The organism is Mesorhizobium sp. WSM4845, from assembly GCF_055811455.1.
Genome location: NZ_JBVVQA010000005.1, coordinates 186,007 through 212,196, shown reverse-complemented (window position 1 = coordinate 212,196; position 26,190 = coordinate 186,007). Strand labels below are relative to the sequence as shown.

Here is a 26,190-nt window from a genome sequence, read left to right as displayed (position 1 = left end):
CGAAATCGTGAAGGCAGCAGAGCCCCTGATTTCAAATTGAGGGCATCGCATCGAAAGTACGCTAGTCAACGGCAAGGGAAAACGAAGCCTGAACTCTGTCATGCTGCCCACTGCTTCGGTCGATAGGTTGAGCGGTTTTCCGACCCGTCGCTTTGGCGGCACGATCCGATAGGCGTGGAGCACTTACGATTTATCGTAGATGCGTCAGCTAACGAAACAACATGCATCTGAATAACGAACCTGGAGTCGCATGATCCCTTCAGACGCGCTTTAGGTGCCAGCGAGACTGTTTAGGCCGGGCACACTCAGGATTTCCATCGTCCAACATGAGCGAGAACAGCGACAGGCAAGATGCCGACGAGAACTATGGCAAGTGCCGCGATCGACGCTTCCTCGTAGGTCCCCCGCGCCGCCTCGCCGTAGAGATGCGTCGCCAGGGTCTCGAAATTAAGCGGCCTCAACAGAAGCGTCGCCGGCAACTCCTTCATGCAATCGACAAACACGAGCAAGCCCGCAGCGACGAGCGACGGTTTCGAAAGCGGCAGATGAATATGCCGGAATGTGCCGGTCACATTCCGGCCGAGGCTGCGCGCGGCGTGATCGAACGAGCGCGGAATGCGGCTGAAGCCCGCCTCGACCGATCCGACCGCAATCGCCAGGAAGCGTGCGACATAGGCGTAGCCGAGCGCTGCTCCCGACCCGATCAGCAGCAGGCCGGTTGGCGCGCCCAGCCATGCGAGCGCGGTTCGGTCGATCATCTGATCGAGGGCCGCGACGGGCAACAATATTCCGATGGCCACCACGGTGCCGGGCATCGCATAGCCGACCGTGGAAATCCGCTGCAAAGCCGCCGTGACACGGCCGGGAAGCGAGCGCGCCGTATAGGCGATGACCACGCCGAAGAGCAGGATTGCGAGCGTAGCCATGGCCGACAAGGTGACGGTGTTGAGCGTTTCCGACAAGAGCCGGGGCGACAGTCCTGCGAAACGGACGCGCTTCCACGCCTCGACGGCAAGATAGCTCGCCGGGGCAATGAACCCGATGAACACCGGCAAAAGGCCGAGCGCAAAAACCATCAGGCCGGAAACGGTGCCGAGACGATGCGGTGTGAAACTCCGCGCCTTTTGTGCGCTCGACCAATAACGCTGACGACGGCGCGCCCAACGCTCGATGGTGACGAGCGCGAGCACCAATGACAGCATGGCGAGCGCAATCTGCGCCGCGCCCGGCAGGTCGGACCGCGTCACCCATGTCGTGTAGACCGAGACCGTCAGTGTCTTCACGCCCAGGAACTCAGAGGCACCGATGTCGTTCAGCGCCTCCATCAGCGCGAGGCTGACGCCGACAGCGATCGCCGGACGCGCCAGCGGCAGTGCAACGCGCCAGAAGACGCCGCCTTTGCCACTTCCAAGCGTGCGCGACACCTCGACCAGATTGGCCGCCTGGGTGAGAAACATCGCCCGCGTCGTCAGGTACACATAGGGGTAGAGCACGAAGCCGAGCAGCACGATGCAGCCGGCCATCGACCGGATGTCGGGAAGGCGGAATTCGTGTGGGCTGGTGTAGCCAAGGGCCGCTCTGACCGCACCCTGGACCAAGCCGATCGGATGGAGAAGATCGAGATAGACGTAGGCGATTATGTAGGTCGGCACTGCGAGGGGGAGGAGCAGCGCCCATTCTAAAAACCTGCGGCCGGAAAAGTCATAAGCGGTGACAAGCCAGGCCGTCGAGGTGCCAAGAAGCGTGACGAGGACACCGACGCCGACGAGCAGCGCCGTGGTCTGCTGGAAGGCCTGTGGCAGCACATAGGCGAGTAGATGCGGCCAGAGTCCGCTCGATCCCCGCAGCGCCTGCCAGATAAGGGCGAGAACCGGGATCGCCACCAGCAAAGCGATAAGCGCGGTCGCCATGAACCACAGTCGCCCGGACCTGTACCGGGCGACCTTCAGAGTGGAGGCTTTTCGCAGGTCGACATCCGACATCGGGAGATCACCGGGCGCAGCACTGCCCACGCCCGGATCGCCATCAGTTGTCGAAGCCGACCTTCTCGGCCAGTTCGCTTGCCTGCTTGCGATGCTTGACGATTTCCGTCATCGGCACGGGATCGACCTTCAACTCGCCAAACGAGGCGATGATCGGGTCGATCGGAGCGCGGGCCTTGACCGGGTATTCGAAATTTGCCTTCGCATAGAGTTTCTGGGCGTCGTCGGAGACCAGGTATTCCAGCAGCTTGACCGCCTCACCCTTGTTCGGCGCATGCTTTGCGACGGCCGCGCCGCTGACGTTGACCTGCGTGCCGCCATCCTTGAACGTTGGCAGGACGACCTTGATCGCGTCGCCCCAGGCGACCTGCTCCTCACCGCCCTTGCCGGAGCGCATCAGTCCGACGTAATAGGAATTGGCGATGCCTATCTGGCAAATGCCGCCGAGGATGTCCTTGGCCACATCGCGGTCGCCGCCGCCCGCCTTGCGGGCGAGATTCCCCTTGACGGCGGCAAGCCATGCTTCCGTCGCCTCGGCGCCGTTATGTGCGATGTAATCGGCAAAAAGAGCGGTGTTGTAGGGATGCTGGCCGGACCGGATGCAGACCTTGCCCTTCCATTTTGGATCGGACAGGTCCTCGTAGTTGAACGCGGCAAGATCGAGATCCTTGGCCGCGTAGAGTACGCGGGCCCGCATCGACAGAGCAAACCAGTTGTTGGCCGGGTCACGCAGGTTCTCCGGGACCGCGGCTTTCAGAACATCGGACTCGACCGGCTGCGTCAGGCCTTTTTCGGCCAGGTCAGCTAGGTTGCCGACATCGACCGTCATGAGAATATCGGCAGGTGAGCTTTCCCCTTCCGAGGCCACACGCTCCGCCAGACCATCTTTCATGAAGACTGTATTGACCTTGACGCCGCTCGAGGCGGTGAAGGCGTCAAGCAGCGGCTGGATCAGCCCAGGCTCACGCGTGGTGTAGATGTTCAGTTCGGCCGCCATGGCGCTGGCCCCGCCAGCGAGGGCGAAGACGCCGCCCACCAGGGCGAGTCGCAATGTGGAAAGGCTCTTCATGAAGCGGTCCTCCATTAATTGATTGGTGCGGCCGGCATTGGTTGACAGCCCGGGAATTGCTCGATCATATGTGACTGTTTTAGTCAAGTTACTTTGCGACCAAAGCGCTTGCGACTTATGCCGCAGCGAATATCAGCACGCCGCCTGGATCTATGGTCAGATGGATCGGCTCACCCGGCTTTACATCGATCCGGCTGGTGGTGCGCAAGCGCAAGAGGTCAGCAACGCCCTCGATCCTGACCAGCAATTGTTCGATCTCACCCAGAAAAGAGCGGTTGACGACAAGCGCCGGCAGACCTTCGTCGGAACCTGAAAGGCAGACAGCCTGCGGGCGGATGCAGGCAAACGCCTTGCCGCCTTCCGGAAGATCGAGCCGGGCTGGAAAGGTGCCCAGCACCGTTTCGACCCGGCCATCGCGGTAGATGCCCTCTACCCTGTTGCACGGGCACAAGAATTCGGCGGCGTAGAGTGAGTTGGGATGATCATAGATATCGTAGCCCGTCCCGACCTGCACAACCCGCCCCTCCTGCATCAGCACAACCCGGTCACCGACGGAAAGGGCCTCCTCCGGGTCGTGCGTGACGAGGATCGCCGTCGTCCCCAAGGCTCTCAACGTTGAAATGGTCTCCTCGCGCACCCGCTCCCGCAGGCCACGATCAAGGTTCGAGAAAGGCTCGTCCATCAGCAGGATGACGGGTTTTGGGGCAAGCGCCCGCGCCAGTGCGACTCGCTGCTGCTCGCCACCTGAAAGCGTGTGTGGGTAACGGCCGGAAAGCGCCTGGATGCCGATTCGGGCGATCACCTCGGCCGCACGGGCGCTCGCCTCGCGCCGCGACAGCCGCTTGAGGCCGAAGGCCACGTTCTCCTCGACGGTCAGGTGCGGGAACAGGGCATAATCCTGGAACATGAATCCGATGTTGCGGTCTTCGGGCTCGACAAAGCTGTTCGCGCCCGCGATCTCAGTGCCATTGAGCAGAATTCTTCCGCTGTCCGCAGTATCGACGCCTGCAATGATCCGCAAAAGCGAGGATTTGCCGCAACCGGACTGGCCGACCAGGCAGACGATCTCTCCAGGCGCAATCGACAGCGAAACGTCATCCAGCGCCTGGGTGTCGCCGAAGCATCGGCTGATGTGTTCCAGCGTTAGCGGAGCGCCGGCATCATTTATCGACCCATGCATCATTCGCCCTCCGACACGCTGGCTCATAGCTGTTTAGATCAGCGTCGATCGGCTGGAAACTTAATTGCCATGAAAAAACCCGGCCGCACGTTCGCGACCGGGTCCGTCTTGCTGGCCCAAGGGCCGTGTTCACATCTTGTAGCGAGATTATTTCGCCTTTGCGACGATCGATTCGAACGGCTTGTAGGCTTCCTTGGCGAGTTCGGCATAGAGGTCACCGATCTTGGTGGCTTCGGTGACGAAGGCTTCGTACGACTGCCTGGCAAAATCGGACTGGATCTCGATCGCCTTCTCCAGCGACTTGGCCGACAAAAGTTTCTCGGCTGCTGCGCTGCCGGCCTCGAAGCTTTTCTTAGTGTACTCGCCCGCCTCGGTGGCGATGGCCTGCGCGCCCTTGGAAAGGGATGCGAAGCTCTTCAAGCCGCTATCCGCAAACTCCTTGCCGTATTTGCTGAAATCTTCATAGGTCTGGGTCATTCACGCAATCCCTTGCCAGTTGTCCTTGAGCGGTAGACGCGGCCTTTTCTCGGGGCCGCGTTGTGCAATGCAAGTAATATATTGTGCACTGCACAAAAGTCAAGGTTTCACCGACTCTGGGTTTCACCAAGTGCCATCCGGCCAGCAGATCGGCGCAACCGTCGGGAAATGGCTAAGATTCGAATAAAGAAAAGCTCAAGCTCGAAGAAAATGGTGAACGCCGCGGTTACCATAAACGGATTGGTAACGCTGGCCGCGATAGCTTGGCTTGAAGTGAGGCAGGACCCCTTTGCCGCCTCCACCGCAACAAAAATTCAAAGGAACCATCGGTGCGTCAGGCGTTGTCGGGCATTCTCTCCAAATCCGCGTCCTCCTTGAAAACGATCATGATCCTCGCTTTGGCGATGACATTCGTCGTTGCCGGAGCTGCTTCGTCCATGGCGGCGAGGTCGGCGGCCATCGTCATCGACGCCAAGACCGGCAAGGTGCTTTACTCTTCGAATGCCGATGGCCGACGCTATCCTGCCTCGCTCACCAAGATGATGACGCTTTACCTGGCCTTCGAGGCCATGGCGAACGGCAAGATCGGCAAGAACTCCCGGGTCGTCTTCTCGGCCAATGCCGCTGCCGAACCGCCGACCAAACTCGGCGTCAAACGGGGCGGCGCGATCACGGTCGAGACCGCGATCCTGTCGATGGTGACCAAGTCGGCAAACGACTCGGCAACCGCAATCGGCGAACTTCTCGGCGGCAATGAAGCCAATTTCGCCCACATGATGACGGCCAAGGCGCGGGCCCTGGGCATGAAGGGGACTGTTTTCCGCAACGCCCACGGCTTGCCAAATCCCGGTCAGTTCACCACCGCGCGCGACATGGCGGTGCTCGGCATCGCGCTGCGGGAGCATTTTCCCCAGTATTACAGCTATTTCTCGCAGCGTTCCTTTCTCTACGGCCGCAGGCGCATCAACGGCCACAACCGCCTGCTTGGACGCATCAAGGGCGTCGATGGCATCAAGACTGGCTACACCCGCGCCTCCGGCTACAATCTCGTTTCCTCGGTCGACGACGGCGATCGCCGCATCGTCGCGGTGGTCATAGGCGGGAAATCCGGCGGCAGCCGCGACAACCAGATGGCCGCATTGATCAAAACCTACCTGCCGAAGGCGTCGTCGCGCGGCAGCGGCATGCTGATCGCCAAGGCCAGTGGTGGCAACCCGATCACCGCGCTGGCGAAAGTATTCCTGCCCAAGCGCGACGCGCCGACGCCGGACAGCAGGCCGGACGACGATGCGGCGTACAACGAGGCCCCGGACGGCGATGCCATTGCCTCCCTGGTGGAGGAAACCGAGCCCGTCGTTGAAGAAGCCACCCCCGTCGTTGAGACCAGGCCCGTCTCCCAGACCAGGAAGGTCGAAACAGTGGCCGCGGCCACGGCGGACGATGTGGCGACCGCACGGGTCGCAGCAGCCTATGGCGAACCGGCAACGGTCGATCCCGTCAACACGGCATCGGTGCCGTCCGGCTGGGCAGTCCAGGTCGCCTCTTCGCCAAAACAGTCCGAAGCCCAGGCTCTCCTGGACGAGACGAGCAAACAGGCGCCTTCGGTCCTGGCCGATGCTGTGGGCTTCACCGTCGCCTTCGAGAAGGGCGGCGTCACCTACTACCGCGCCCGGTTCGGCTTTGGCTCGAAGACTGCCGCCTCGAAAGCCTGCAACGCCCTGAAGAAAAAGAAAATCGAGTGCTACGCCGTCCACCAGTAGGCGGCGTCGAAACATCTCCCGGAAGAATTCTGCGTCGAAGGAGACTAATTGTGATTGGAGAGCAAGACGTCCTTGGCTTCGTTGATCCGCGCCGCCAGAAACGAAGTGCCGCCGAGATCGGGGTGCAGGCGCTGCATCAGGCGGCGGTGCGCCTTGCGGACATCCGCCGCGGCGGCCCCCGCTTCAAGACCAAGGATCTTGTAGGCCTCCTCCTTAGTCATGGCGCCCGAACCTGGCGAAACACCCAGCCCGTCGCCACCATTCGCCTCCGCGTCTTTGCGCCAGATGGGAAATCTGCCGTCAAGATACGTCTCTAGCAGCTGGCGGCTCTCCGGGTCGCCGGGGAGTTCGCGATAAAGCTGCTGCAATTCCGCAAGGCTCATCGTGCCTAGCATCTTGCCTTCGTGGCGGCCGGCGAGCACGAGCCCCTCCAGATTGCCGGTATCGTGATCAAGCTCCATTTCGAGGGCCGCGGTGCGCACCGTCGAATACTTGCCCGGCTCCAGTTTCGCCGTCGGCCGCTTCATCCGCATCGAGCCATACCAGGCGAGCGCCGTCGACAGGATCAAGCCGCCGATGCCTGCGCGTCCAACCAGAAGCGCGGCGACGCCGATCAGCGCCAGCAGGACGGGCCCAAGCGTCCTCATCCAGCTTGCGAGTTTCGCGGGGTCGGCGCGCAGAAACACCATGGCCACGCCTAGCAGCGCCAAAAGCAACGCCACGAATGCGATAGTCGCGCCCATCATTTCCTGCCGCTCCGCAGATGCTCGATCATCAGCCGGTCTTCCGGCCTGCCCCTGGCCTCCAGAGCCTTCAGCCCGCCGGTCGCAAACACCGCGACCGCCGATAGCAGACTGGCCAAGGTTGCTGCGGCCCGCCGGTCAAATCGGAACCAGGCCCCTTTGGACAGCCGCGCAATTTCCTTGAACGCCTTTTCCGCGCCGGCATCATGGCCCTCCTGAAAGACGAAGACAGGAACGCCGTGCAGGCCGAGGCTGCCGGCCTTTTCCGCCAGATCGTCGATATGTTCCTCCATTGCATCGCCGATATAGACCAGCGCGTTGACCTTGGCCGCCGCCGTCTGTTTCAGCGCATGGGCGAGCACTTTGCCGATCTGGGTGTGGCCGCTGCGGCATTCGATCCGCGTCATCAGCTGCTTCAGCGCGTTCGTATCGGTGACGAATGCGGATGAGCGGCACTCGCCAAAACCGCGAAAATAGACCAGTTGAACCTTGAGCGCCCCGGCCTTGCCGACGGCGTCGAACATCTCGCCCTGCAGCGCGCAGGCGAGATCCCAGGTCGGCTGGCGGCTCATCGTCGCGTCGAGGGAAAGGATCAGCCTGCCAGTACCGGTCGCGGACGCAGCCAGCGTCCTTGCCTGACGGATAAACGCATCGATCTCGCCGCTGCTCGATTGGGATTCGACCGGCGCAGGATTGGCCTTTGCGGGCACGGGCTGCTTCTTGTCGCTCATGACATTCAAGATGTGGCGTTGTCGCACAGCTTGCAAGCCCAGCAGAGGCGACCTCGAGGGCCGGCGACCACCGCAGCTTTGAATTTTGGGGATCTTCCTAGAGCAAGCCGAGATCGGCAAGCTCGCGCCTGAGTTTCGGCGGCATTTCGACCAATCCCGCTTTGCCCCTGGAGAGATCGGCCGGTGCGTCCGACGGTTTCAAATAGCGCCAGCCCTGAAAGGCGCGGCGCGGCTGCCATTCGGTGCGCACGACGGCGGGATCGAGGATCAGGTGACAGCGGCCGATACCCTCGTCATCGGTGAAAGGACGGATTTCGGTGATCAACTGGCGGCATTGCACAGTGCCCTTGATCACCCAGTAGAGGGAACCGCCATCGGTGACCTCGGCGCCGCGCGTCGGCGTCATGCGGGTGGTGTGGTAGTGCTCGACCGGTTCACCGGCGCGCCGCCGTTCGTCGAGGCGGAAGGCGATCCACTCTTCGAGATCTTCGACGCTGTCGCAGCCAACGCAGAGCTTTATGAGATTGAGGGACATGGATCAAGGTTTAGTCCGGCGCGCGAAGGCGTCAACTGGCCCAATCGACTTTCTCCACAGTGCCGACTTTCTCCACAGCGCCGCTGTCCTCCACGGTGCCAATCCACAGTGCAAGGCTTGGCCCAAGTGCAAGGTTTGGCTCAGCATTCCACGATATTGACGGCCAGTCCGCCGAGGCTGGTTTCCTTGTATTTCTCGTTCATGTCGAGGCCGGTCTGGCGCATGGTCTCGATCGCGGCATCGAGCGGCACGAAATGAACGCCGTCGCCCTTGATGGCCAGCGACGCGGCAGTCACCGCCTTGACGGCGCCGAGCGCGTTGCGCTCGATGCAAGGCACCTGCACCAGCCCGCCGACCGGATCGCAGGTCATGCCGAGATGATGCTCAAGCGCGATCTCGGCGGCGTTTTCGACCTGCTCGGGCGTGCCGCCCATCACGGCGCACAGCCCCGCTGCCGCCATCGCCGAGGCCGAACCGACCTCGCCCTGGCAGCCGACTTCGGCGCCCGAGATCGAAGCGTTGGTCTTGATGATGCCGCCGATCGCTGCCGCCGTCAGCAGGAAATCGCGGATGCTTGGCTGGTCGGCCTCGGGATGGAAATGCAGCCAGTAGCGCAGCACCGCCGGCAGCGTGCCTGCAGCACCATTGGTCGGCGCGGTGACGACGCGCCCGCCGGCGGCGTTCTCCTCGTTCACCGCCATGGCATAGATCGACAGCCAGTCGTTGGCGAGCAGCGGATTGGGCCGGTTCTGCCGCCACTGCTCCTGCAGCTTGTCATGCAACTGTCGCGCGCGTCGGCGCACCTTCAGGCCGCCCGGCATGATGCCGTCCTGCGACAGGCCGCGCTCGATGCAGCTCTTCATGGCGCTCCAGATGCCGTCGAGGCCGGCGTCGAGCTCTTCACGCGACATCTGCGTCTCTTCGTTGACGCGCTTCATGTCGGCGATGGAAAGACCGCTTTTCGCGGCCATCGACAGCATCTCGACAGCGTTCTTGAAGGGGTATGGAACCTTCTTGCCTTCGCTCGTCACCGAGCCCTTCGCCTTCATCCGCTGCAGCTCTTCTTCGGAAACCACGAAGCCGCCGCCGATCGAATAGTAGATGCGCTTGAGCAGCAGGCGGTCGTCGGCATCATAGGCAGAGAAAGCCATGCCGTTGGCGTGGCCGGAAAGCGGCGTCTTGCGATCCAGCACCAGATCCGTGGCCGGGTCGAAGCGATAGGACGGATGGCCAGGCGGCGAAATCCGCTTCTCGGCGACGATGCGGTCGACGATGCCGTCCGCCTGATCGGGGTCTACCGTCTGCGGCGTCTGGCCGGCAAGCCCGAGCACGACGGCGCGATCTGAACCATGGCCGATGCCGGTATAGGCAAGCGAGCCGTGCAGGCTGGCGGCGATGCGGTCGACCTTGGCGCCGGCCGGGCGTGGCCAGTCATCTCCCGCGACCTCGTCGAGAAAACGCCGCGCAGCCGTCATCGGTCCCATCGTGTGCGAACTCGATGGTCCAATGCCGATCTTGAACAGGTCGAAAACCGAAAGGAACACGCGCCGCTCTCTCCTATTGGAATTTACATATAGGAATTCCTGTGATGTTTCCGCTCTTTCGAAGATTGCGGCGCTGCACCTGCCGACCTTGTTTGCTCCGGCAGCGACATCGTTGCGTTCCGCCATCGAAGCGCCGCCACCGCTTGTGGTAAGAGGGTTGCATGGGCGATTCCTTCCATTTGTCGACGGCAGACCTCGTTGCGCTGGGTTTCTTCGTTTTCGTGTGGGTGATGCATACGCTCGCCTCCGACGGAAAGCTGGTCAGGCGCATGTCGCTGACGACGGCGATGAACGTCCAGCGTCAAGCCTGGATGCGGAACATGGCCGAACGTGAGGTCCGCATTGTCGACACCGCCATCATGGCCGGCCTTCAACAGGGAACCGCCTTCTTCGCCTCCAGTTCGCTGATTGCGATCGGCGGCTGTTTTGCCCTGCTCGGCGCCTCCGATCAGGTTGTTTCGGTGCTGAGCGACCTGCCGCTCGGCGCGACATCGTCCCGCTCCGCCTTTCAGATGAAGGTGTTCGGATTGGTGCTGATCCTTGCCTATTCCTTTTTCAAGTTCGGCTGGGCCTACCGGCTGTTCAACTATTGCTCGATTCTGATCGGTGCGGTGCCGATCCCGCACGGCGAGGCTTCACGCAACCCGGTCAGCGAGACGGCGGTATGGCGCGCGGCGCGGATGAACATGCTGGCCGGAAAACATTTCAATTCCGGCATGCGCGGCGTGTTCTTCTCGATCGGCTATCTCGGCTGGTTCGTCGACCCAAAAGTGTTCGTGCTGTCGACGCTGCTGTTGCTCGCGGTTCTGGTGCGTCGCCAGTTCTTCTCGGCGGCGCGGCAAGCCGTGATCGGTCAGCCGCCCGAGCCGACACCCGGTCCGGGAAAAAGCCGATCGACGCGGCCCGACAGCCGGTAGGCGGCGTCCCTCACCGCTTCAGATGGGAGACGACACTACCACCACTTTTCCGGCTGGAACGTACCCGCCGCGTGTTCGATGACATGGGCGGTCTGGAACAAGGTTTCCTCGTCGAACGGCCGGCCGATGAGCTGCAGGCCGAGCGGCAGGCCCTTGGCGTCGAGCCCTGCGGGCACGGCGATGCCCGGCAGTCCGGCCATGTTGACGGTCACCGTGAAGATGTCGTTGAGGTACATCTTGACCGGGTCGGCGGCCATGTCCTCGTCGGCGATGCCGAAGGCCGCCGACGGCGTCGCCGGCGTCAGGATGACGTCGACGCCGGCAGTGAATGCGTTTTCGAAATCCCGCTTGATGAGGTTGCGCACCTTCTGCGCCTGCAGATAGTAGGCGTCGTAGTAGCCGGCGGAGAGCACATAGGTGCCGATCATGATGCGGCGCTTGACCTCCCGGCCGAAGCCGGCGGCGCGGGTCTTCTCGTACATGTCGACGATGTCCTTGCCCGGCACGCGCAACCCGTAGCGGACGCCGTCATAGCGGGCTAGGTTCGACGAGGCTTCGGCGGGCGCGACGATGTAATAGGCCGGCAGCGCATATTTGGTATGCGGAAGCGAAATGTCGACGATCTCGGCGCCGGCATCTTTCAGCCAGGCAATGCCCTTCTGCCACAGCGCCTCGATCTCGTCGGGCATGCCGTCGACGCGGTATTCCCTCGGGATGCCGACCTTCATGCCCTTGATCGGCTTGCCGATCGCCGCCTCATAATCCGGCACCGGGCGGTCGACCGAGGTGGTGTCCTTCGGATCGACCGAGGCCATGGATTTCAAGAGAATCGCGGCGTCACGCACGTCGCGGGCGATCGGACCGGCCTGGTCGAGCGACGAAGCGAAGGCGACGATGCCCCAGCGCGAGCAGCGGCCGTAGGTCGGCTTGATGCCGACCGTGCCGGTGAAGGCGGCGGGCTGGCGGATCGAGCCGCCGGTGTCGGTGGCGGTGGCACCGGCACACAGGAACGCCGAAACGGCGGAGGCCGAGCCACCCGACGAGCCGCCCGGCACCAACTGGGCGTTATCCAGCGTGCGCGCGGTTCTGGTGCCGCCGGCCGAGACAAAGCCGCCATCGCCCTGATGCGTGGTCGGCATCACCATCGTGTCGACGCGCGAACGCCGCCATGGATTGACGACTGGGCCGTAGTAGGAGCTCTCATTGGACGAGCCCATGGCGAACTCGTCCATGTTGAGCTTGCCGAGCATGACGGCGCCGTCGGCCCACAGATTGGCGGTGACGGTCGATTCGTAGTGCGGCTTGAAGCCGTCCAGCACATGGCTGCAGGCCTGGGTGTGGATGCCTTCGGTGCCGAACAGGTCCTTGATGCCGAGCGGAATGCCTTCGAGCGACCCGCCCTCGCCCTTCGCAAGCTTCGCGTCCGAGGCCTTGGCCATGTCGCGCGCCTTGTCATCGGTTACGACGACATAGGCATTGAGCGCCGGATTGGCCCGCTCGATCGCCTGGAGATAGGCTTCGGTGATCTCGGTTGCGGTGATTTCCCTGGCGCGCAGTTTGGCGCGGGCCTGCGAAATCGTCAGGTGGGTCAGGTCGCTCATCAGGCAAGGCTCTTTTCGTAAAACACCGACCACCCGGAATCGGGATAGTCCAGCACCGGGCCGCAGCGCGAAAATCCGGCGCGTTCATAGACGGTCCACGCAGCCGGATGGCGGTCGCCGGTTTCCAGCACCAGACGCTTCAGTCCTTCATTGCGCGCCAGCGCCTCGATTCGCTCGACGATCCCGGCGCCGATCTTCTGCCCGCGATGCGAAGGCCGCGTGTACATGCGCTTGACCTCGCCGACGGCGCCGTCGTGGCGTTTCAGCGCGCCGCAGCCGATGGCGAGGCCGTTGTCGCGAGCGATGAAGACAGTCGTGTCGTTGTCGGCCATCTGCTCGACGGTCATGTGGGAGCAGTGCTCCGGCGGCGTCAGTTCCAGCAGCGTGTCGTTGAGCTCCTTGACCAGCCCGCGCACGTCGTCCTGCAGCGGCATTTCGATGGCGATCTCGATTGCCATCGGCCCGCTACTCCACGACCTTCGGAACGAGGAAGAAATTCTCTTCGGTCGCCGGTGCGTTGGCGACGATGTCGGCCGCCTTGCTGCCGTCGGTGACAACGTCCGGGCGCTTCTTCATCTCCATCGGAATGACCGACGTCATCGGCTCGACGCCGGCGACCTCGACCTCGTTCAACTGCTCGACAAAGCCGAGAATGGCGTTCAACTCGCCGGTCATGCGCTCGGCATCCGCCTCGCTCACCGCAATGCGGGCGAGTCGCGCGACGCGCTTCACTGTCTGCAGATCAACGGACATATTTGCTTGTGCCTCGGGAAAACCAGCCCGCGCTATAGCGGCGCGGCGCGTGCCACGCAACATGCATCGTGCCGAGAACCGGCCCGGAAGGTCGATGGCAGCGCAACGCCGTCGCAGCGAACAGCAGCGCCTTTGGCATGCTCTACAAGGTGCATAGTCTACTCTACAAGGTGATTGTCCCGCCGATCTCCGGCAACGCCACCTTCACGCCGGAACCCTCCAGCCCCGCGACAAACTTGTCGGCGGTCTGGTCGATGATCGGAAATGTGCCGAAGTGACTGGGAATGACCGTCTCGAACTGAAAGAAGCGCCGGCAGGCAAGGGCTGCCACCGCGCCGCCCATGGTGAAGCGATCGCCGATCGGCACGATGCCGATCTTCGGCTCGTGCAGTTCGTTGATCAGCGCCATGTCGGAAAAGATGTCGGTGTCGCCCATGTGGTAGAGCGTCTTGTCTTCCTGGAAATGCAGGACGAGGCCGCCGGGGTTGCCGAGATAGGTGTTCTGGCCCTTGTCGCCCGGGAACGACGAGGAATGCAGCGCCTGGACGAAGGTGGTGGTGAAGCCGCCGCAATCGATCGTGCCGCCAATATTGCCGGGATTGATCTTCTTGTCGCTGACGCCCTTGCCGACCAGGTACATGCAGACCTCGAAATTGGCGACCAGCATGGCGCTGCTTTTCCCGAGCACTTCGAGCGCACCGCTGATGTGGTCGCTGTGGCCGTGGGTCAACAGAACATGCGTGACCCCTTCCGCCGGCTCTTCCCAGCCGCCCGTCCATGACGGATTGCCGACCAGGTAGGGATCGATGAGGATTTTCGCGTCGGCGGTTTCGACGCGAAATGCGGAATGTCCGTACCAGGTCAGTTTCATGAATGCCTTCCTCGATTTTTGCTTCGCCAAAGGATAGAACGCCGGCAGTGAAATTAAAGTCCCACAGCGTCCTTTGCAGCGTATGGTTCGAGGAAAGCCGTTGAGCATCATCACCATCGAGGAGTTGCCGGCGCGGCTCGGTGGCGGCAAGACGCTGGCCGGGCTCGACCTTGGCGACAAGACGATTGGCGTGGCGGTTTCCGACCGGGGCTTTGCCTTCGCCCACCCGCGTCCCGTCATCATGCGCAGGAAATTCTCGCTGGATGCCGCAGTGCTGCTCGCCTTGCTGCAGAAAGAGAATGTCGGGGCCGTGGTGCTCGGCCTGCCGGTCAACATGGACGGGTCGGAAGGCCCGCGCGCCCAGAAATCCCGCGCCTTCGCCCGCAACATGGCTGGTGTGACCGACCTGCCCTTCGTCTTGTGGGACGAGCGGCTGTCGACGGTGGCGGCCGAGCGGACGCTGATCGAGATGGATTTTTCGCGCCGCAAACGCGCCGGCAAGATCGATTCGGCCGCGGCCGCCTTTATTCTGCAGGGCGCGCTCGACCGGCTTCAGGTGCTCGGCGTCGAGGCCTGGTCGAAATAGCGGTCGCGAATTATCCTGATCCAGCCACCGATCACCCGGCGTCGGCGAAACGCCCAAAACGCCATGAGCAGCAGGCTGTCGAGGATGCAGGCCTTTGCCACCATGCCGGGAATAAGCGCTGGATCGATGCCAAGCATCTCACCATAGAGCTGGAAGACGAGGTCATGCAATTGGCGGCTCAGCATGACGTAGCCGAAATTGATGTCGTTGAGCGACAGGAAGAACCAGCCCCAGAACAGGGCGAGCGGCGTCGCCCATAGCGCGAACAAGGTGCGCATCAGCGGTCCCTCAAGTTCGTGTCCGGCCTCAAGTTCGTGTCCGCCCCCAAGTTCGTGTCCAGGAGGCCGGAAATGCGCGAGAGCGCCGCGTTGTGCGCCGCCGCCTTCGCCATCAATGAGCTCAATATCTGCCGCATAGCGTTCCTGCTTCCGTAGACAGGACAGTGGGCTTTGCGGCCCGCCGCTGCAATGGAAACCATTTGTTAAGGTTAACGGTCATCCACAGCGGCGGTGAACATTATCTGGCCTGATACGCTCGTGTTCGCGGAGGATTCTCGGAATGGTCGGGGAGTGGTAAGGACGGACCAGACGCTTGATACCTCAACTTCAGCTGCTGACCTTGATGTCGTTATCCACGCACCAGGTCTTCAACGCTTCTTCCGTGGCTTTTTGCTCGAAGTCGTACCATCGATCAACGGCGCCCCTGTGCTCCAAAAGATCCTTGAATCGGGCATAGGCACCCGCCCGGCTGAAGATCTCCCGAACCTTGTCGTAATCGTCGGGCAGGCGGTGGCGCGCGAAGGACAGCACCAGCGGTTTGCCGAGATCGAGTTCGCGCTTGTCCGGGATGGCGATGTATCTCCCGCTGTCCTCGACGTCGTCAGGCAGTTCTTCGACATCGTCCACCCATTCCGAATGGCAGTAGATCTTGCCTGTCTCCATGCACAGATAGGCCTCATTTTCGCCGGCTCCGCCGGAATTCACGAATTCGAACGCCTCCAGAAGCTCACTGAAATTGACTGTCATTCCCATCTCGCTGCGCATGAGCCTGTCGTCGCCGTATACAACCCTATCTAGTCGGGCGCGAACGTGGGAGTTCCCACAGTCTCAGATTATTTGCGCCGCGCTCGCAATCATCTAGCGGCGCGACAGACGACGAGAAACCTTGCCGAAGTCGCTTCAGGTGACCGGTGGGTACAGCGTGTCGATGATCATGCGCGCGTCATGGCGTGAATCGAGCATGCCATAGGTGTTGCGCCACTGGCCGGCGAGGCGCGTCTCGACGAAGGCGTCGGCGATCCGCCCTGCCCCCAGCCTGCGAAGCTCCGCCGCCGCCGCCGACAGCGCCAGTTGCTCGGTGAGCAGACGGGCCGAGCCCTCATCGGTGGCCGCGACCTGCATTGCTGCCTTGAGCACACCGACGGTGCCGCGTCCGCCGGCGCCGAGATCGCGATCGATGCCGGCCAGCACCTCCTCGAACAGTCCGGGTGCACGCCCCAGCACGCGCAGCACGTCGAGCGCCATGACATTGCCGGATCCCTCCCAGATCGCGTTGACCGGAGCTTCGCGATAGTAGCGGGCGAGCGGCGCCTCCTCGACATAGCCATTGCCGCCGAGGCACTCCATCGCCTCATAGAGCAGCGGCGGTGCGATCTTGCAGACCCAGTATTTGACGACCGGCGTCATGGCGCGCGCAAAAGCCGCCTCGCCGCGGTCGCCGGCCGCCTCGTCGAACGAGCGCGCTAGTCGGAATGACAGCGCGGTGGCGGCGGCGACGTCGAGCGCCATGTCGGCCAGCACGCGCTGCATCAGCGGCTGCTCGATCAGATTGGTTCCAAACACCTGGCGGTGACGGGTGTGGTGGACGGCTTCGGCCAGCCCGGCTCGCATGATCGCCGACGAGGCGATCGCGCAGTCGAGCCGGGTTAGCGTCACCATATCCATTATCGTCTTGACGCCTGCCCCGGGCTCGCCGACGATCTCGCCGATGGCATTGACGAACTCGACTTCGGACGAGGCGTTGGAGCGGTTGCCAAGCTTGTCCTTCAGCCGCTGGAAGCGGAAGCCGTTGCCCGAGCCATCGCCGAGAATGCGCGGAACGAGAAAGCACGAAAGTCCTTCCGGCGCCTGTCCAAGCACCAGGAATGCATCCGACATCGGCGCCGACATGAACCATTTGTGGCCGGTCAGCCGATAGAAGCTGCTGCCTGCGCGCTCGGCCCTGGTGACGTTGGCGCGGACGTCGGTGCCACCCTGCTTCTCGGTCATGCCCATGCCGAGCGTCAGCCCGGCTTTTTCGACCGGCGGCTTCTGGCTCTGGTCGTATTTGCGTGTCGTCACCCGCGGCGCCCATTCGCGAAACAGTTTTGGGCTTGCCATCAGCGCTGCCAGCGATGCGCTGGTCATGGTGATGGGACAGAGATGCCCGGTTTCGAGTTGGGCGGTCAGGTAGAAACGGGCGGCGCGCACCTGATGGCGGCGGCCGATCTCGGCATCGCCATTTTCCCAGACCGACGAATGCAGCCCGTTCGCCACCGACCGGCGCATCAGCGCATGATAGGCTGGATGGAACTCGACCAGATCGATGCGCCGGCCCTGGCGGTCATGCGTCCTGAGCTTGGGCGTCTCGACATTGGCAAGGCGAGCCAGTTCCTGCGCCTCCTGCGTCAGCACGAAACGGCCAAGCCCATCGATATCCTTGCGCACCGGATCGGAAAAACGCTCGGCAAGCTGGATCAGCAACGGATCGCCTCGCCAGGCGTTGCCGCCTGCCAGCGGCGGCGGCTGGTTCGTCACGTCGTCGGTCACACACTGTCCTTATCATCACAAGGCCACGAATCCGAAGCCATCAGCTAGATATAGCCCAAGCCGCGCAACGAGCGCGACGAAAATACCGGGGAGAAAGGCCGCAATCCAAAGCTGGTGCTTGCAGCCAAAGGTCCTCCACCCTATAGCAGCGCCTTGAGATGACCGACGCTTCGTCCCTGCCACTCTACCCTCACCGCCATCTTCTGGGCATCCGCGATCTTTCCCCCGCCGACATCGAGCTTTTGCTGGACAGGGCGGACCGGTCGGTCGCGATCTCGCGGCAGTCGGAGAAGAAGGCCTCGACGCTGCGTGGCCGCACCCAGATCAACCTGTTCTACGAAGCTTCGACACGGACGCAATCGTCGTTCGAACTGGCCGGAAAACGGCTCGGCGCCGATGTCATGAACATGTCGGTGGCCAGTTCTTCGGTGAAGAAGGGCGAGACGCTGATCGACACGGCGATGACGCTGAACGCCATGCATCCCGACATCCTGATCATCCGCCACCAGTCGGCGGGTGCCGCCGCGCTGCTGGCGCAAAAGGTCGGCTGCTCGGTGATCAATGCCGGCGACGGCGCCCATGAGCACCCGACGCAGGCGCTGCTCGACGCGCTGACCATCCGCCGCGCCAGGGGCCCGCTGTCGAAGCTGATCGTGGCGATCTGCGGCGACATCCTGCATTCGCGAGTGGCGCGTTCCAACATCATGCTGCTCAATGCGCTCGGCGCGCAGGTGCGCGTCGTGGCGCCATCGACGCTTTTGCCCGCCGGCATCGAGAAAATGGGCGTGATCGTCACCCGTTCGATGGTCGAAGGGCTCAAGGACGCGGATGTGGTGATGATGCTGCGGCTGCAGCGCGAGCGCATGGAAGGCGCCTTCGTGCCTTCGGTGCGTGAGTATTTCCACTATTTCGGCCTCGACGCCGAGAAGCTGAAGGCGGCCAAGGACGGCGCTCTGGTCATGCATCCCGGCCCGATGAACCGCGGCGTCGAGATCGCTTCGGAAATCGCCGACGGTCCGCAGAGCGTCATCCAGGAACAGGTGGAGATGGGTGTTGCCGTGCGCATGGCGGTGATGGAAGCGCTGCTCGATCCCCGCCGCAATTATGAGGGCCGCATTCTTGAGGGCCGCGGCGCATGAGCACAACCGTCTTCAGCCGGGCCCGCATCGTCGATCCGTCGCGCGGCATTGACGAGGTCGGCACCGTCATTGTCGAGGGCCGCAAGATCGTCGCTGCCGGCAAGGCGGCCTTGAACCAGGGCGCTGCGCAAGATGCTAACGTCATCGACTGCGCCGGCAAGGCAATTATTCCCGGCCTGATCGATGCGCGCGTCTTCATCGGCGAACCGGGCGGCGAGCACCGCGAGACCATCGCTTCGGCCAGCGTGGCGGCGGCGGCCGGCGGCGTGACTTCCATCGTCATGATGCCCGACACCGACCCGGTGATCGACAATGTCGCGCTGGTCGAATTCGTGCTGCGCACCGCCAAGGACACTGCCGTCGTCAATATCTTTCCGGCGGCGGCGATCACCAAGAGGCTCGAAGGCCGCGAGATGACCGAATTCGGCCTGCTGCGCGAGGCCGGCGCGATCGCCTTCACTGACGGCCGGCACACCATTTCAAGCGCACTGGTGATGCGCCGTGCGCTGACCTATGCGCGCGATTTCGGCGGCGTGATCGCGCATGAAACCCAGGACGCCGACCTCGCTTCGTCAGGCGTCATGAACGAAGGCCTCTATGCCAGCTGGCTCGGCCTTGCCGGCATTCCGCGCGAAGCCGAGTCCATTCCGCTGGAGCGCGATCTTGCGCTGGCGCGGCTGACTGGCGGCGCCTATCACGCGGCCAAGATTTCGACTGCGATGGCGGCAAACGCGGTAACGAGGGCCAAGGCCGACGGCGCCAAAGTCACAGCAGGCGTCTCGATCCACAATCTGTCGCTCAACGAGAACGATGTCGGCGAATACCGCACCTTCTTCCGGCTGACGCCGCCGCTGCGCGCCGAGGAGGACCGGCTGGCGATGATCGAGGCGGTCAAGGACGGCACGATCGACATCATCGTATCCTCGCACGACCCGCAGGACGTCGACACCAAGCGGCTGCCTTTCGCCGACGCCGCGGCCGGTGCCATCGGACTGGAAACGCTGCTCGGCGCGGCGCTGCGGCTCTACCACAATGGCGATATGACGCTGCTCAGGTTGGTTGAGACGTTGTCCACTGCGCCGGCAAGACTGTTCGGCCTGCCCGGCGGCACGCTGAAGCCGGGTGCGGTCGCCGACCTTGCGCTGGTCGATCTCGACGAGCCATGGATCGTCAGCGAAAGCGGCATCCGTTCGCGCTCGAAAAACACCTGTTTCGAAGGCGCGCGGCTGCAGGGCAAGGTCTTGCAAACGATGGTGGCGGGCCGCACAGTGTTTTCGGCCTAATGCATGTCGCGCAAAAGCATGCCCTCGGGCCTGACCCGAGGGTGCGCAGCGGTTTTGCGATAACGACATGCATAAAACAGCAACCTAAAGCGCGTCGCATCAGGCCGGTCAAACGCGACGCGCTTTAGGGCATATCCGGGGGAACAATGGCTTACGGCATCGTCTTGGCGCTGGTGTTCGGCTATCTGCTCGGCTCGATCCCGTTCGGCCTCCTGATCACCCGTGCCGCCGGCCTTGGCGACGTCCGCAACATCGGCTCCGGCAATATCGGCGCCACCAATGTGCTGCGCACCGGCAACAAGGGCCTGGCTGCCGCCACGCTGCTGCTCGACGCGCTGAAAGGCACGGCGGCGGTGCTGATCGCCGGTTACTTTGCCCCGGAGCTCGGGCTCTGGGCCGGCTTAGGCGCCTTCTTCGGCCATCTCTTCCCGGTCTGGCTCGGTTTCAAGGGCGGCAAGGGGGTCGCCACCTATCTCGGCGTGCTGATCGCTCTTGGCTGGCAGGTGGCGCTGATCTTTGCCGTCGTCTGGCTGGCCACGGCTTTCCTGTTCCGCTATTCCTCGCTGGCGGCGCTGACGGCAGCAATCGTCGTGCCGATCGCGCTCTATGTCCTCAGCACGCCCGAGATTGCCGGGCTGTTCGCGCTGATGAGCCTGATCGTCATCATAAAACACCGGGCCAACATTACCCGGCTGCTGGCCGGCACCGAGAACAAGATCGGAGCCAGGGAGTGAGCCAGCGCGCCGCCGGGACGCGGCTCAGCGACCGGCAGCGGTTGAGCTGGCTTCGTTTGATCCGCACGCCGAATGTCGGTGCGGCCACCTTTCGCGACCTGATCAACCGCTTCGGCTCGGCCGAGACGGCGCTCGAGATGCTGCCCGAGCTGATGGTTTCGGGCGGCGCCAGAAAGGCCGTCCGCATCCCGACGGTGGCCGAGGCCGAGGCGGAACTGGAGACCGCACGGCGCGCCGGCGCCCGCTTCGTCGGCATTGGCGAGGCCGACTATCCGCCGCTGATGAAAAGCATGGACCATCCGCCGCCGCTGCTCGCGGTCAAGGGCGAAGGCGCGGTGTTCCGGCTGCCGGCGGTCGCCATAGTCGGCGCCCGAAACGCCTCGCTGGCCGGCATCAAGATGGCGCGGACGCTCGCCGCCGAACTCGGCCGCGACGGCTTCGGCATCGTCTCCGGCCTGGCGCGCGGCATCGACACGGCAGCCCATCAGGGCAGCCTTGCGTCAGGCACGATCGGTGTGCTGGCCGGCGGCCTCGACCTGCCCTACCCGCCCGACAATGCCGCATTGTGCAACGAGATTGCCGAGCGCGGCGGTGCCATCATTTCAGAGATGCCGTTCGGCTGGCAGCCGCGCGCCCAGGATTTTCCACGCCGCAACCGCCTTGTCGCCGGTGCGGCATTGGGGCTGGTCGTGGTCGAGGCGGCGCTGCGCTCCGGCTCGCTGATCAGCGCCAGGCTTGCCGGCGAGATGGGCCGGCTGGTCTTCGCCGTCCCCGGCTCGCCGCTCGATCCGCGCGCCGCCGGCGCCAACGCCTTGCTCAAGGACGGCGCCACCCTGGTCACCGAAGCAGCGGACATTACCGGTGCGATCGCGCCGCTGGTCGGCAAACTGGCGCCAAGAACGCCGCTGCTCGAAGAGCCGCCCGACTTTTCGGCAACACCGCCACCCGGCGAAGACGACCGCGCCCGCGTCATCGAAGCGCTCGGCCCAACGCCGGTGGCGATCGACGAAATCATCCGCCACACCGGCCTGCATCCCGCCCAGGTTTTCATGGTGCTGCTGGAACTCGACTTAGCCGGCCGGCTGGAGCGCCACGCCGGCGGCAATGTCTCGCTGGTGTGATCGAGACGATTCTTGAGAGAACCTGGCTCGACGCCGCTGGAAAACCCAAGGCGTCATGAAGCATCTCGCTTTAGACCGGGAACAGGAACGCTAACCTATTGATTTTCAGGGAAAAAATGGTGAGCGCGCAGGGATTCGAACCCTGGACCTACTGATTAAAAGTCAGTTGCTCTACCGGCTGAGCTACGCGCTCCCGCGGGCTCAGGATGCCGCCCTCGAAATTGCGCGGAACATAGGGAGAGTGTCTCGAACGGTCAACCGGAAAAAGAGGCCTCGCGAGCCGGACTTTTCGCGGTCTGCTGACGCCTCGCAAACCGTCTCGACAAGACCGGAGTGGCTGTCTCGCACAAAAGCCGAGACGCATTACGAATCAGTAGCTTGCTATTCTTCGCGGAACAATTGCGCAACCTGCCCGTTTTTATCGCTACAAGGGACGACGCTATCAAGGAGAAGGCCATGAACAGGATCATGTCGGGCTTGCTGGCGACCGTGCTGTCAGCATCATTCGCTGTAGCGCAGATCGTGCCCGTCAACGCCCAGCCCATCTACGTGCCGCTGGGTCAGAACGTCTCGTCGGATGTCCAGACAGTTCAGGATGAACGGTGGAGGTGGAGGAACCGGGATTTCTCGCGTCGCGATTTTTCCCGCCGCGATTTTCGTCGTTTCGCCGGTAACGACGATTTCAGGTACTATCGCGGCTATCGCGGCTATCGCTATTATCGTCCTGGCTATCGTCGCTACAACGGCTACTGGTTCCCGCTGGCGGCCTTCGCTACCGGCGCGCTGATCACCGGCGCGATCATCAACAATCAGAGCCGCCGCATCTATCGCGGCGATGCCCACGTGGAGTGGTGCTACAGCCGCTACAGATCTTACCGGGCCTACGACAACACGTTTAAGCCTTACTACGGCCCCCGCCGGCAGTGCATCTCGCCCTATTGATAAGCCAGGGGCAGAGTTGAATAAAGCTTGTTGAAAAGCCTGCGCCGGCAACGGCGCAGGCTTTTCTTTTCGGAGCGCGAATCTACAGCGTGCTCAGTGTCCGTCGCACAGCATGGCGCCAACCCGCCAGCTTTGCGGAACGGACCGATGCATCCATGTCCGGTCGAAACCGTCGCTCCAGCGCCCAGCTCCTGGCGAATTCCCTTGTCTTCGGCCAGACGCCGGCCTTCGAGCCGGCCAGCCATGCCGCGCCGAGCGCCGTCGTCTCCAGGATGGTCGGGCGGTCGACCGGTGCGTCGAGGATGTCGGCAAGCCGCTGCATCGTCCAGTCCGACGCCACCATGCCGCCATCGACCCTGAGAACGGTCTTCGCTGACGCGCTCTTCCAGTCCCTGCGCATCGCGTCGAGCAGGTCGCGCGTCTGGAACGCGACGGACTCGAGTGCGGCACGGGCAAATTCCGCCGGGCCCGAATTGCGGGTCAGCCCGAAGATGGCGCCGCGCGCCTCGGCGTCCCAGTGGGGCGCGCCAAGCCCGACGAAAGCCGGCACCAGGTAGACTTGTTGGGTCGGGTCGGCGCTCGCCGCCAGCACGCCGCTCTGCTCGGCCTTGCCGATCACCTTGATGCCGTCGCGCAGCCATTGCACGGCAGCACCTGCGATGAAGATCGACCCTTCCAGCGCATAGGTGGTCTTGCCGTTCAGCCTGTAGGCAATGGTCGTCAACAGACGGTTCTTCGAGCGCACCAGATCGCTGCCGGTGTTGAGCAGCGCGAAGCAGCCGGTGCCATAGGTCGATTTCATCATGCCCGGCTCGAAACAGGCCTGGCCGATGGTCGCCGCGTGCTGGTCGCCAGCCACACCGAGGATCTTTATCTCTGCGCCGAACAGGCTTTTCTCTGTGATTCCATAGTCGTCGGCGCAATCCTTCACCTGCGGCAGCATTCTTGCCGGTATACCAAGAATGGCCAGCAGCTCGTCGTCCCATCCATTCTTTTCGATGTTGTAGACCAGCGTGCGCGAGGCGTTGGTGGCATCGGTGGCGTGAACCTTGCCGCCGGTCAGCCGCCAGATCAGAAAGCTGTCGATGGTGCCGGCCAGCAATTCGCCGTTCTCGGCGCGTTTTCTGGCGCCCTTCACCTTGTCCAGCATCCAGGCGATCTTGGTGCCGGAGAAATAGGGATCGAGCAGCAGGCCGGTCTTCCTGGTGAACTTCTTCTCCAACCCCTGCTTCTTCAATTTCTGGCACAGCGGCGCGGTGCGGCGGTCCTGCCAGACGATCGCGTTGTGGATCGGCCTGCCGGTCGCCCTGTCCCAGATGACGACGGTCTCGCGCTGGTTGGTGATGCCGATAGCAGCGACATCCGATGCATCGCGGCCGGCGCTCTTCAGCGCAGCCTTCGCCGTCGCCAAGACGCTCGACCAGATTTCCTCCGGATCATGCTCTACCCAGCCGGAGGCCGGATAATGCTGGGTAAATTCCTTCTGGCCGCTGCCCACGACCATCATGTCACCGTCGAACAGGATCGCCCGGCTCGATGTCGTCCCCTGGTCGATTGCTAGGATGTATCCGGTCATGCTGTCTCCCCCATCATTCGCAAAGAAGGGAGACGGCTCGCGCCGCCTCCCTGTAGCCTCTTTCCGCTTTCGCGGTTCGGCAAGCCTACTGGGTGGTCCAGCGCTTGATCAGTTCCTCATAGACGATGGTCTCGCCTTTCGGCTTCTCGTTCTCGAGTTTGGCCTTAGGACCGTTCGGCTTGCCCAACCATTCGGTCGGATCTTTCGGCTCGTTGAGTCGCGGACCACAGCCGCCATAGACCTTAGCGGACTCGTCGGCGGCCTGCATGCGGGCCATCGTGATGTCCATTTCCTCAGCGAGGCGGTCCATCGCCTGCTGCGGCGTGAACGCCCCGGAGTTCACGTCGCCGATCTGCTGCCACCAGATCTGGGCGAGCTTCGGGTAGTCGGGCACGTTGATGCCGGTCGGCGACCAGGCGACCCGGTCTGGAGAGCGGTAGAACTCCACCCAGCCGCCGAGTTTGGGCGCACGGTCGGTAAACGACTGATGCCGAATGTCGGAATCGCGGATCAGAGTGAGCCCGACATGGGACTTCTTCAAAGACACGGTCTTCGACACGACGAACTGCGCATAAAGCCAGGCGGCCTTAGCACGATCGGCCGGAGTCGATTTCAGGATCGTCCAAGAGCCCACGTCCTGATAGCCGATCTTCTGCCCTTCCTTCCAGTACGGGCCGTGCGGCGACGGGGCCATGCGCCACAACAAATTGCCCTGATCATCGACCGTGTTGTTGCCTTCCGACTTGGGCTTCACCATGTCGGCGAGGAAAGCCGTGTACCAGAAGATCTGCTGGGCCACGTTGCCTTGGCTCAGCGCGGGCAGCGACTGGTAGAAATCGTAGCTCGCTGCTCCGGGAGGTGCAAAGTTACGCAGCCACTCGTCCCACTTTGCGATGGCATAGACCGACGCCGGACCATTCGCCTCGCCACCGCGCGAAACGCTCGCGCCGACCGGATTGCAGGTGCCCGCCTCCATGCGGATGCCCCATTCGTCGATCGGGATGCCATTCGGCTCGCCAGGGCTGCCGGTGCCGGCCATGGACAGCCACGCGTCAGTCATGCGCCAACCGAGATCGGGTGCGCGCTTGCCGTAGTCCATGTGTCCGAAGACCTGCACGCCGTCGATTTCCTTCACATCCTTGGAGAAGAATTCGGCGATATCCTCGTAGGCGGACCAGTTCACCGGGACGCCGAGATCGTAGCCATACTTGGCCTTGAACTTTTCCTTGAGTTCCGGCTTGTCGAACCAATCCTTGCGGAACCAGTAGAGGTTGGCGAACTGCTGGTCCGGGAGCTGGTAGAGCTTGCCGTCCGGGCCGGTCGTGAACTTGATGCCAATGAAGTCTTCGAGATCGAGCGTCGGAAGGGTGACGTCCTTGCCTTCGCCGGCCATGAAATCGGTGAGATTCACGGCAAGCTGCAGCCGCGAATGGGTGCCGATCAGATCGCTGTCGTTGACATAAGCATCATAAAGGTTGCGGTTGGTCTGCATCTGGGTCTGGACGGCCTGGACGACTTCGCCCTCGCCGAGGATCTGGTGGTTGACCTTGATGCCGGTGATCGCCTCGAACGCCTTGGTGAGCACGGTCGATTCATAGGTGTGTGTCGGGATACCTTCCGACAGCACGTTGACTTCCATGCCGGCGAAGGGTTTCGCGGCATCGACAAACCATTGCATTTCGGCTTCCTGAGCCGAGCGATCAAGGGTCGAAAGACCATCGATTTCCGTGTCAAGGAATGTCTTGGCTTCGTCCATGCCTGCGTAGGCCTGACTGGCCCCGAGCAGCAGGATTAGTGCCGTTGTCGATGTTAGTAGGTGACGTCGCATGAGGTTCCTCC

Annotated in this window: 25 protein-coding genes and 1 tRNA gene; 8 read left to right on the top strand and 18 right to left on the bottom strand. The window is 62.9% G+C overall.

The genetic code is table 11. From position 1 onward, the window contains the following. Positions 1-305: 305 nt before the first annotated feature. From AC0L2C_RS08560 to AC0L2C_RS08545, 4 genes are all read right to left on the bottom strand, one after another. A complete protein-coding gene (locus tag AC0L2C_RS08560; protein ID WP_287062528.1) occupies positions 306-1,982 on the bottom strand; it encodes an ABC transporter permease in 1,677 nt (558 codons plus the stop codon). A gap of 43 nt (positions 1,983-2,025) precedes the next feature. Continuing rightward, positions 2,026-3,051 (bottom strand): Fe(3+) ABC transporter substrate-binding protein, encoded by a 1,026-nt coding sequence (locus AC0L2C_RS08555; protein ID WP_287359733.1) that lies wholly within the window; start codon positions 3,049-3,051, stop codon positions 2,026-2,028. A gap of 115 nt (positions 3,052-3,166) precedes the next feature. After that, on the bottom strand, positions 3,167-4,234 hold the full coding sequence (locus tag AC0L2C_RS08550) for an ABC transporter ATP-binding protein (RefSeq protein WP_287062531.1): 1,068 nt from the start codon (positions 4,232-4,234) through the stop codon (positions 3,167-3,169). 144 nt (positions 4,235-4,378) lie between these two features. Beyond that, positions 4,379-4,708 carry a phasin family protein gene (locus AC0L2C_RS08545; protein WP_023801209.1) on the bottom strand — a complete coding sequence of 110 codons (330 nt, stop codon included), beginning with the start codon at positions 4,706-4,708 and terminating at the stop codon, positions 4,379-4,381. Positions 4,709-5,037: 329 nt separating this feature from the next. Between AC0L2C_RS08545 and AC0L2C_RS08540 the strand changes: the two genes are divergently transcribed. Further along, positions 5,038-6,468: a D-alanyl-D-alanine carboxypeptidase gene (locus tag AC0L2C_RS08540; RefSeq protein ID WP_128168144.1), complete on the top strand. Its 1,431-nt coding sequence runs from the start codon at positions 5,038-5,040 to the stop codon at positions 6,466-6,468. A 44-nt stretch (positions 6,469-6,512) separates the two neighbouring features. On the opposite strand, the gene AC0L2C_RS08535 is transcribed toward AC0L2C_RS08540, so the two are convergent. From AC0L2C_RS08535 to AC0L2C_RS08520, 4 genes are all read right to left on the bottom strand, one after another. Beyond that, entirely contained in the window at positions 6,513-7,214 is a 702-nt protein-coding gene (locus AC0L2C_RS08535; protein ID WP_287062555.1) for a DnaJ domain-containing protein, read from the bottom strand. After that, entirely contained in the window at positions 7,211-7,942 is a 732-nt protein-coding gene (locus tag AC0L2C_RS08530; RefSeq protein ID WP_287062556.1) for a vWA domain-containing protein, read from the bottom strand. The genes AC0L2C_RS08535 and AC0L2C_RS08530 overlap by 4 nt, the downstream gene beginning before the upstream one ends. A gap of 97 nt (positions 7,943-8,039) precedes the next feature. Beyond that, positions 8,040-8,477, bottom strand: a complete 438-nt coding sequence (locus AC0L2C_RS08525; RefSeq protein WP_287062559.1) for a DUF1489 family protein — start codon at positions 8,475-8,477, stop codon at positions 8,040-8,042. A gap of 140 nt (positions 8,478-8,617) precedes the next feature. Beyond that, positions 8,618-10,021 carry an L-serine ammonia-lyase gene (locus AC0L2C_RS08520; RefSeq protein ID WP_287062561.1) on the bottom strand — a complete coding sequence of 468 codons (1,404 nt, stop codon included), beginning with the start codon at positions 10,019-10,021 and terminating at the stop codon, positions 8,618-8,620. A gap of 161 nt (positions 10,022-10,182) precedes the next feature. Here AC0L2C_RS08520 and AC0L2C_RS08515 point away from each other — a divergent pair, with 161 nt between their 5' ends. Then, positions 10,183-10,938, top strand: coding sequence for a DUF599 domain-containing protein (locus AC0L2C_RS08515; protein WP_287062562.1), 756 nt, complete (start codon positions 10,183-10,185; stop codon positions 10,936-10,938). Between the two features lie 35 nt (positions 10,939-10,973). Here AC0L2C_RS08515 and AC0L2C_RS08510 read toward each other — a convergent pair whose 3' ends face one another. From AC0L2C_RS08510 to AC0L2C_RS08495, 4 genes are all read right to left on the bottom strand, one after another. Next, a complete protein-coding gene (locus tag AC0L2C_RS08510; protein WP_287359729.1) occupies positions 10,974-12,539 on the bottom strand; it encodes an amidase in 1,566 nt (521 codons plus the stop codon). Further along, on the bottom strand, positions 12,539-12,997 hold the full coding sequence (locus AC0L2C_RS08505; protein WP_287062565.1) for a GNAT family N-acetyltransferase: 459 nt from the start codon (positions 12,995-12,997) through the stop codon (positions 12,539-12,541). The genes AC0L2C_RS08510 and AC0L2C_RS08505 overlap by 1 nt, the downstream gene beginning before the upstream one ends. 7 nt (positions 12,998-13,004) lie before the next feature. After that, entirely contained in the window at positions 13,005-13,292 is a 288-nt protein-coding gene (gatC, locus tag AC0L2C_RS08500) for an Asp-tRNA(Asn)/Glu-tRNA(Gln) amidotransferase subunit GatC (protein ID WP_023801200.1), read from the bottom strand. A gap of 163 nt (positions 13,293-13,455) precedes the next feature. Then, entirely contained in the window at positions 13,456-14,163 is a 708-nt protein-coding gene (locus AC0L2C_RS08495) for a metal-dependent hydrolase (protein WP_287062567.1), read from the bottom strand. 100 nt (positions 14,164-14,263) lie between these two features. Here AC0L2C_RS08495 and ruvX point away from each other — a divergent pair, with 100 nt between their 5' ends. After that, entirely contained in the window at positions 14,264-14,749 is a 486-nt protein-coding gene (gene ruvX / locus AC0L2C_RS08490; RefSeq protein WP_287062569.1) for a Holliday junction resolvase RuvX, read from the top strand. Here ruvX and AC0L2C_RS08485 read toward each other — a convergent pair. The 3 genes from AC0L2C_RS08485 to AC0L2C_RS08475 form a co-directional block, all read right to left on the bottom strand. Then, on the bottom strand, positions 14,716-15,027 hold the full coding sequence (locus tag AC0L2C_RS08485) for a DUF6105 family protein (protein WP_473523163.1): 312 nt from the start codon (positions 15,025-15,027) through the stop codon (positions 14,716-14,718). The genes ruvX and AC0L2C_RS08485 overlap by 34 nt on opposite strands. A gap of 327 nt (positions 15,028-15,354) precedes the next feature. Continuing rightward, positions 15,355-15,774: a UPF0158 family protein gene (locus AC0L2C_RS08480; protein WP_287062572.1), complete on the bottom strand. Its 420-nt coding sequence runs from the start codon at positions 15,772-15,774 to the stop codon at positions 15,355-15,357. Between the two features lie 153 nt (positions 15,775-15,927). Next, positions 15,928-17,556: a DNA alkylation response protein gene (locus tag AC0L2C_RS08475; protein ID WP_128168135.1), complete on the bottom strand. Its 1,629-nt coding sequence runs from the start codon at positions 17,554-17,556 to the stop codon at positions 15,928-15,930. 158 nt (positions 17,557-17,714) lie between these two features. Between AC0L2C_RS08475 and AC0L2C_RS08470 the strand changes: the two genes are divergently transcribed. The 4 genes from AC0L2C_RS08470 (at position 17,715) to dprA (ending at position 21,833) form a co-directional block, all read left to right on the top strand. Next, on the top strand, positions 17,715-18,695 hold the full coding sequence (locus AC0L2C_RS08470) for an aspartate carbamoyltransferase catalytic subunit (protein WP_473523162.1): 981 nt from the start codon (positions 17,715-17,717) through the stop codon (positions 18,693-18,695). Next, positions 18,692-19,978, top strand: a complete 1,287-nt coding sequence (locus tag AC0L2C_RS08465; RefSeq protein ID WP_287247758.1) for a dihydroorotase — start codon at positions 18,692-18,694, stop codon at positions 19,976-19,978. Before AC0L2C_RS08470 ends, AC0L2C_RS08465 begins: the two co-directional genes overlap by 4 nt. Positions 19,979-20,124: 146 nt before the next feature. Continuing rightward, entirely contained in the window at positions 20,125-20,712 is a 588-nt protein-coding gene (gene plsY, locus AC0L2C_RS08460) for a glycerol-3-phosphate 1-O-acyltransferase PlsY (RefSeq protein ID WP_473523161.1), read from the top strand. Continuing rightward, a complete protein-coding gene (gene dprA / locus AC0L2C_RS08455) occupies positions 20,709-21,833 on the top strand; it encodes a DNA-processing protein DprA (RefSeq protein WP_473523160.1) in 1,125 nt (374 codons plus the stop codon). Before plsY ends, dprA begins: the two co-directional genes overlap by 4 nt. 117 nt (positions 21,834-21,950) lie before the next feature. Here dprA and AC0L2C_RS08450 read toward each other — a convergent pair. Further along, positions 21,951-22,026 (bottom strand) — tRNA-Lys (locus AC0L2C_RS08450). A 263-nt stretch (positions 22,027-22,289) separates the two neighbouring features. On the opposite strand from AC0L2C_RS08450, the gene AC0L2C_RS08445 reads away from it, so the two are divergent. Beyond that, positions 22,290-22,775, top strand: coding sequence for a BA14K family protein (locus AC0L2C_RS08445; protein ID WP_473523159.1), 486 nt, complete (start codon positions 22,290-22,292; stop codon positions 22,773-22,775). A gap of 82 nt (positions 22,776-22,857) precedes the next feature. Here the strand turns inward: AC0L2C_RS08445 and glpK are convergent, their stop codons facing one another. Both glpK and AC0L2C_RS08435 read right to left on the bottom strand, forming a co-directional pair. Then, positions 22,858-24,351 (bottom strand): glycerol kinase GlpK, encoded by a 1,494-nt coding sequence (gene glpK / locus AC0L2C_RS08440; RefSeq protein ID WP_473523158.1) that lies wholly within the window; start codon positions 24,349-24,351, stop codon positions 22,858-22,860. An 85-nt stretch (positions 24,352-24,436) separates the two neighbouring features. Then, complete coding sequence (locus AC0L2C_RS08435) at positions 24,437-26,179, bottom strand: ABC transporter substrate-binding protein (RefSeq protein WP_128244875.1); 1,743 nt, start codon at positions 26,177-26,179, stop codon at positions 24,437-24,439. Between the last annotated feature and the right edge of the window lie 11 nt (positions 26,180-26,190).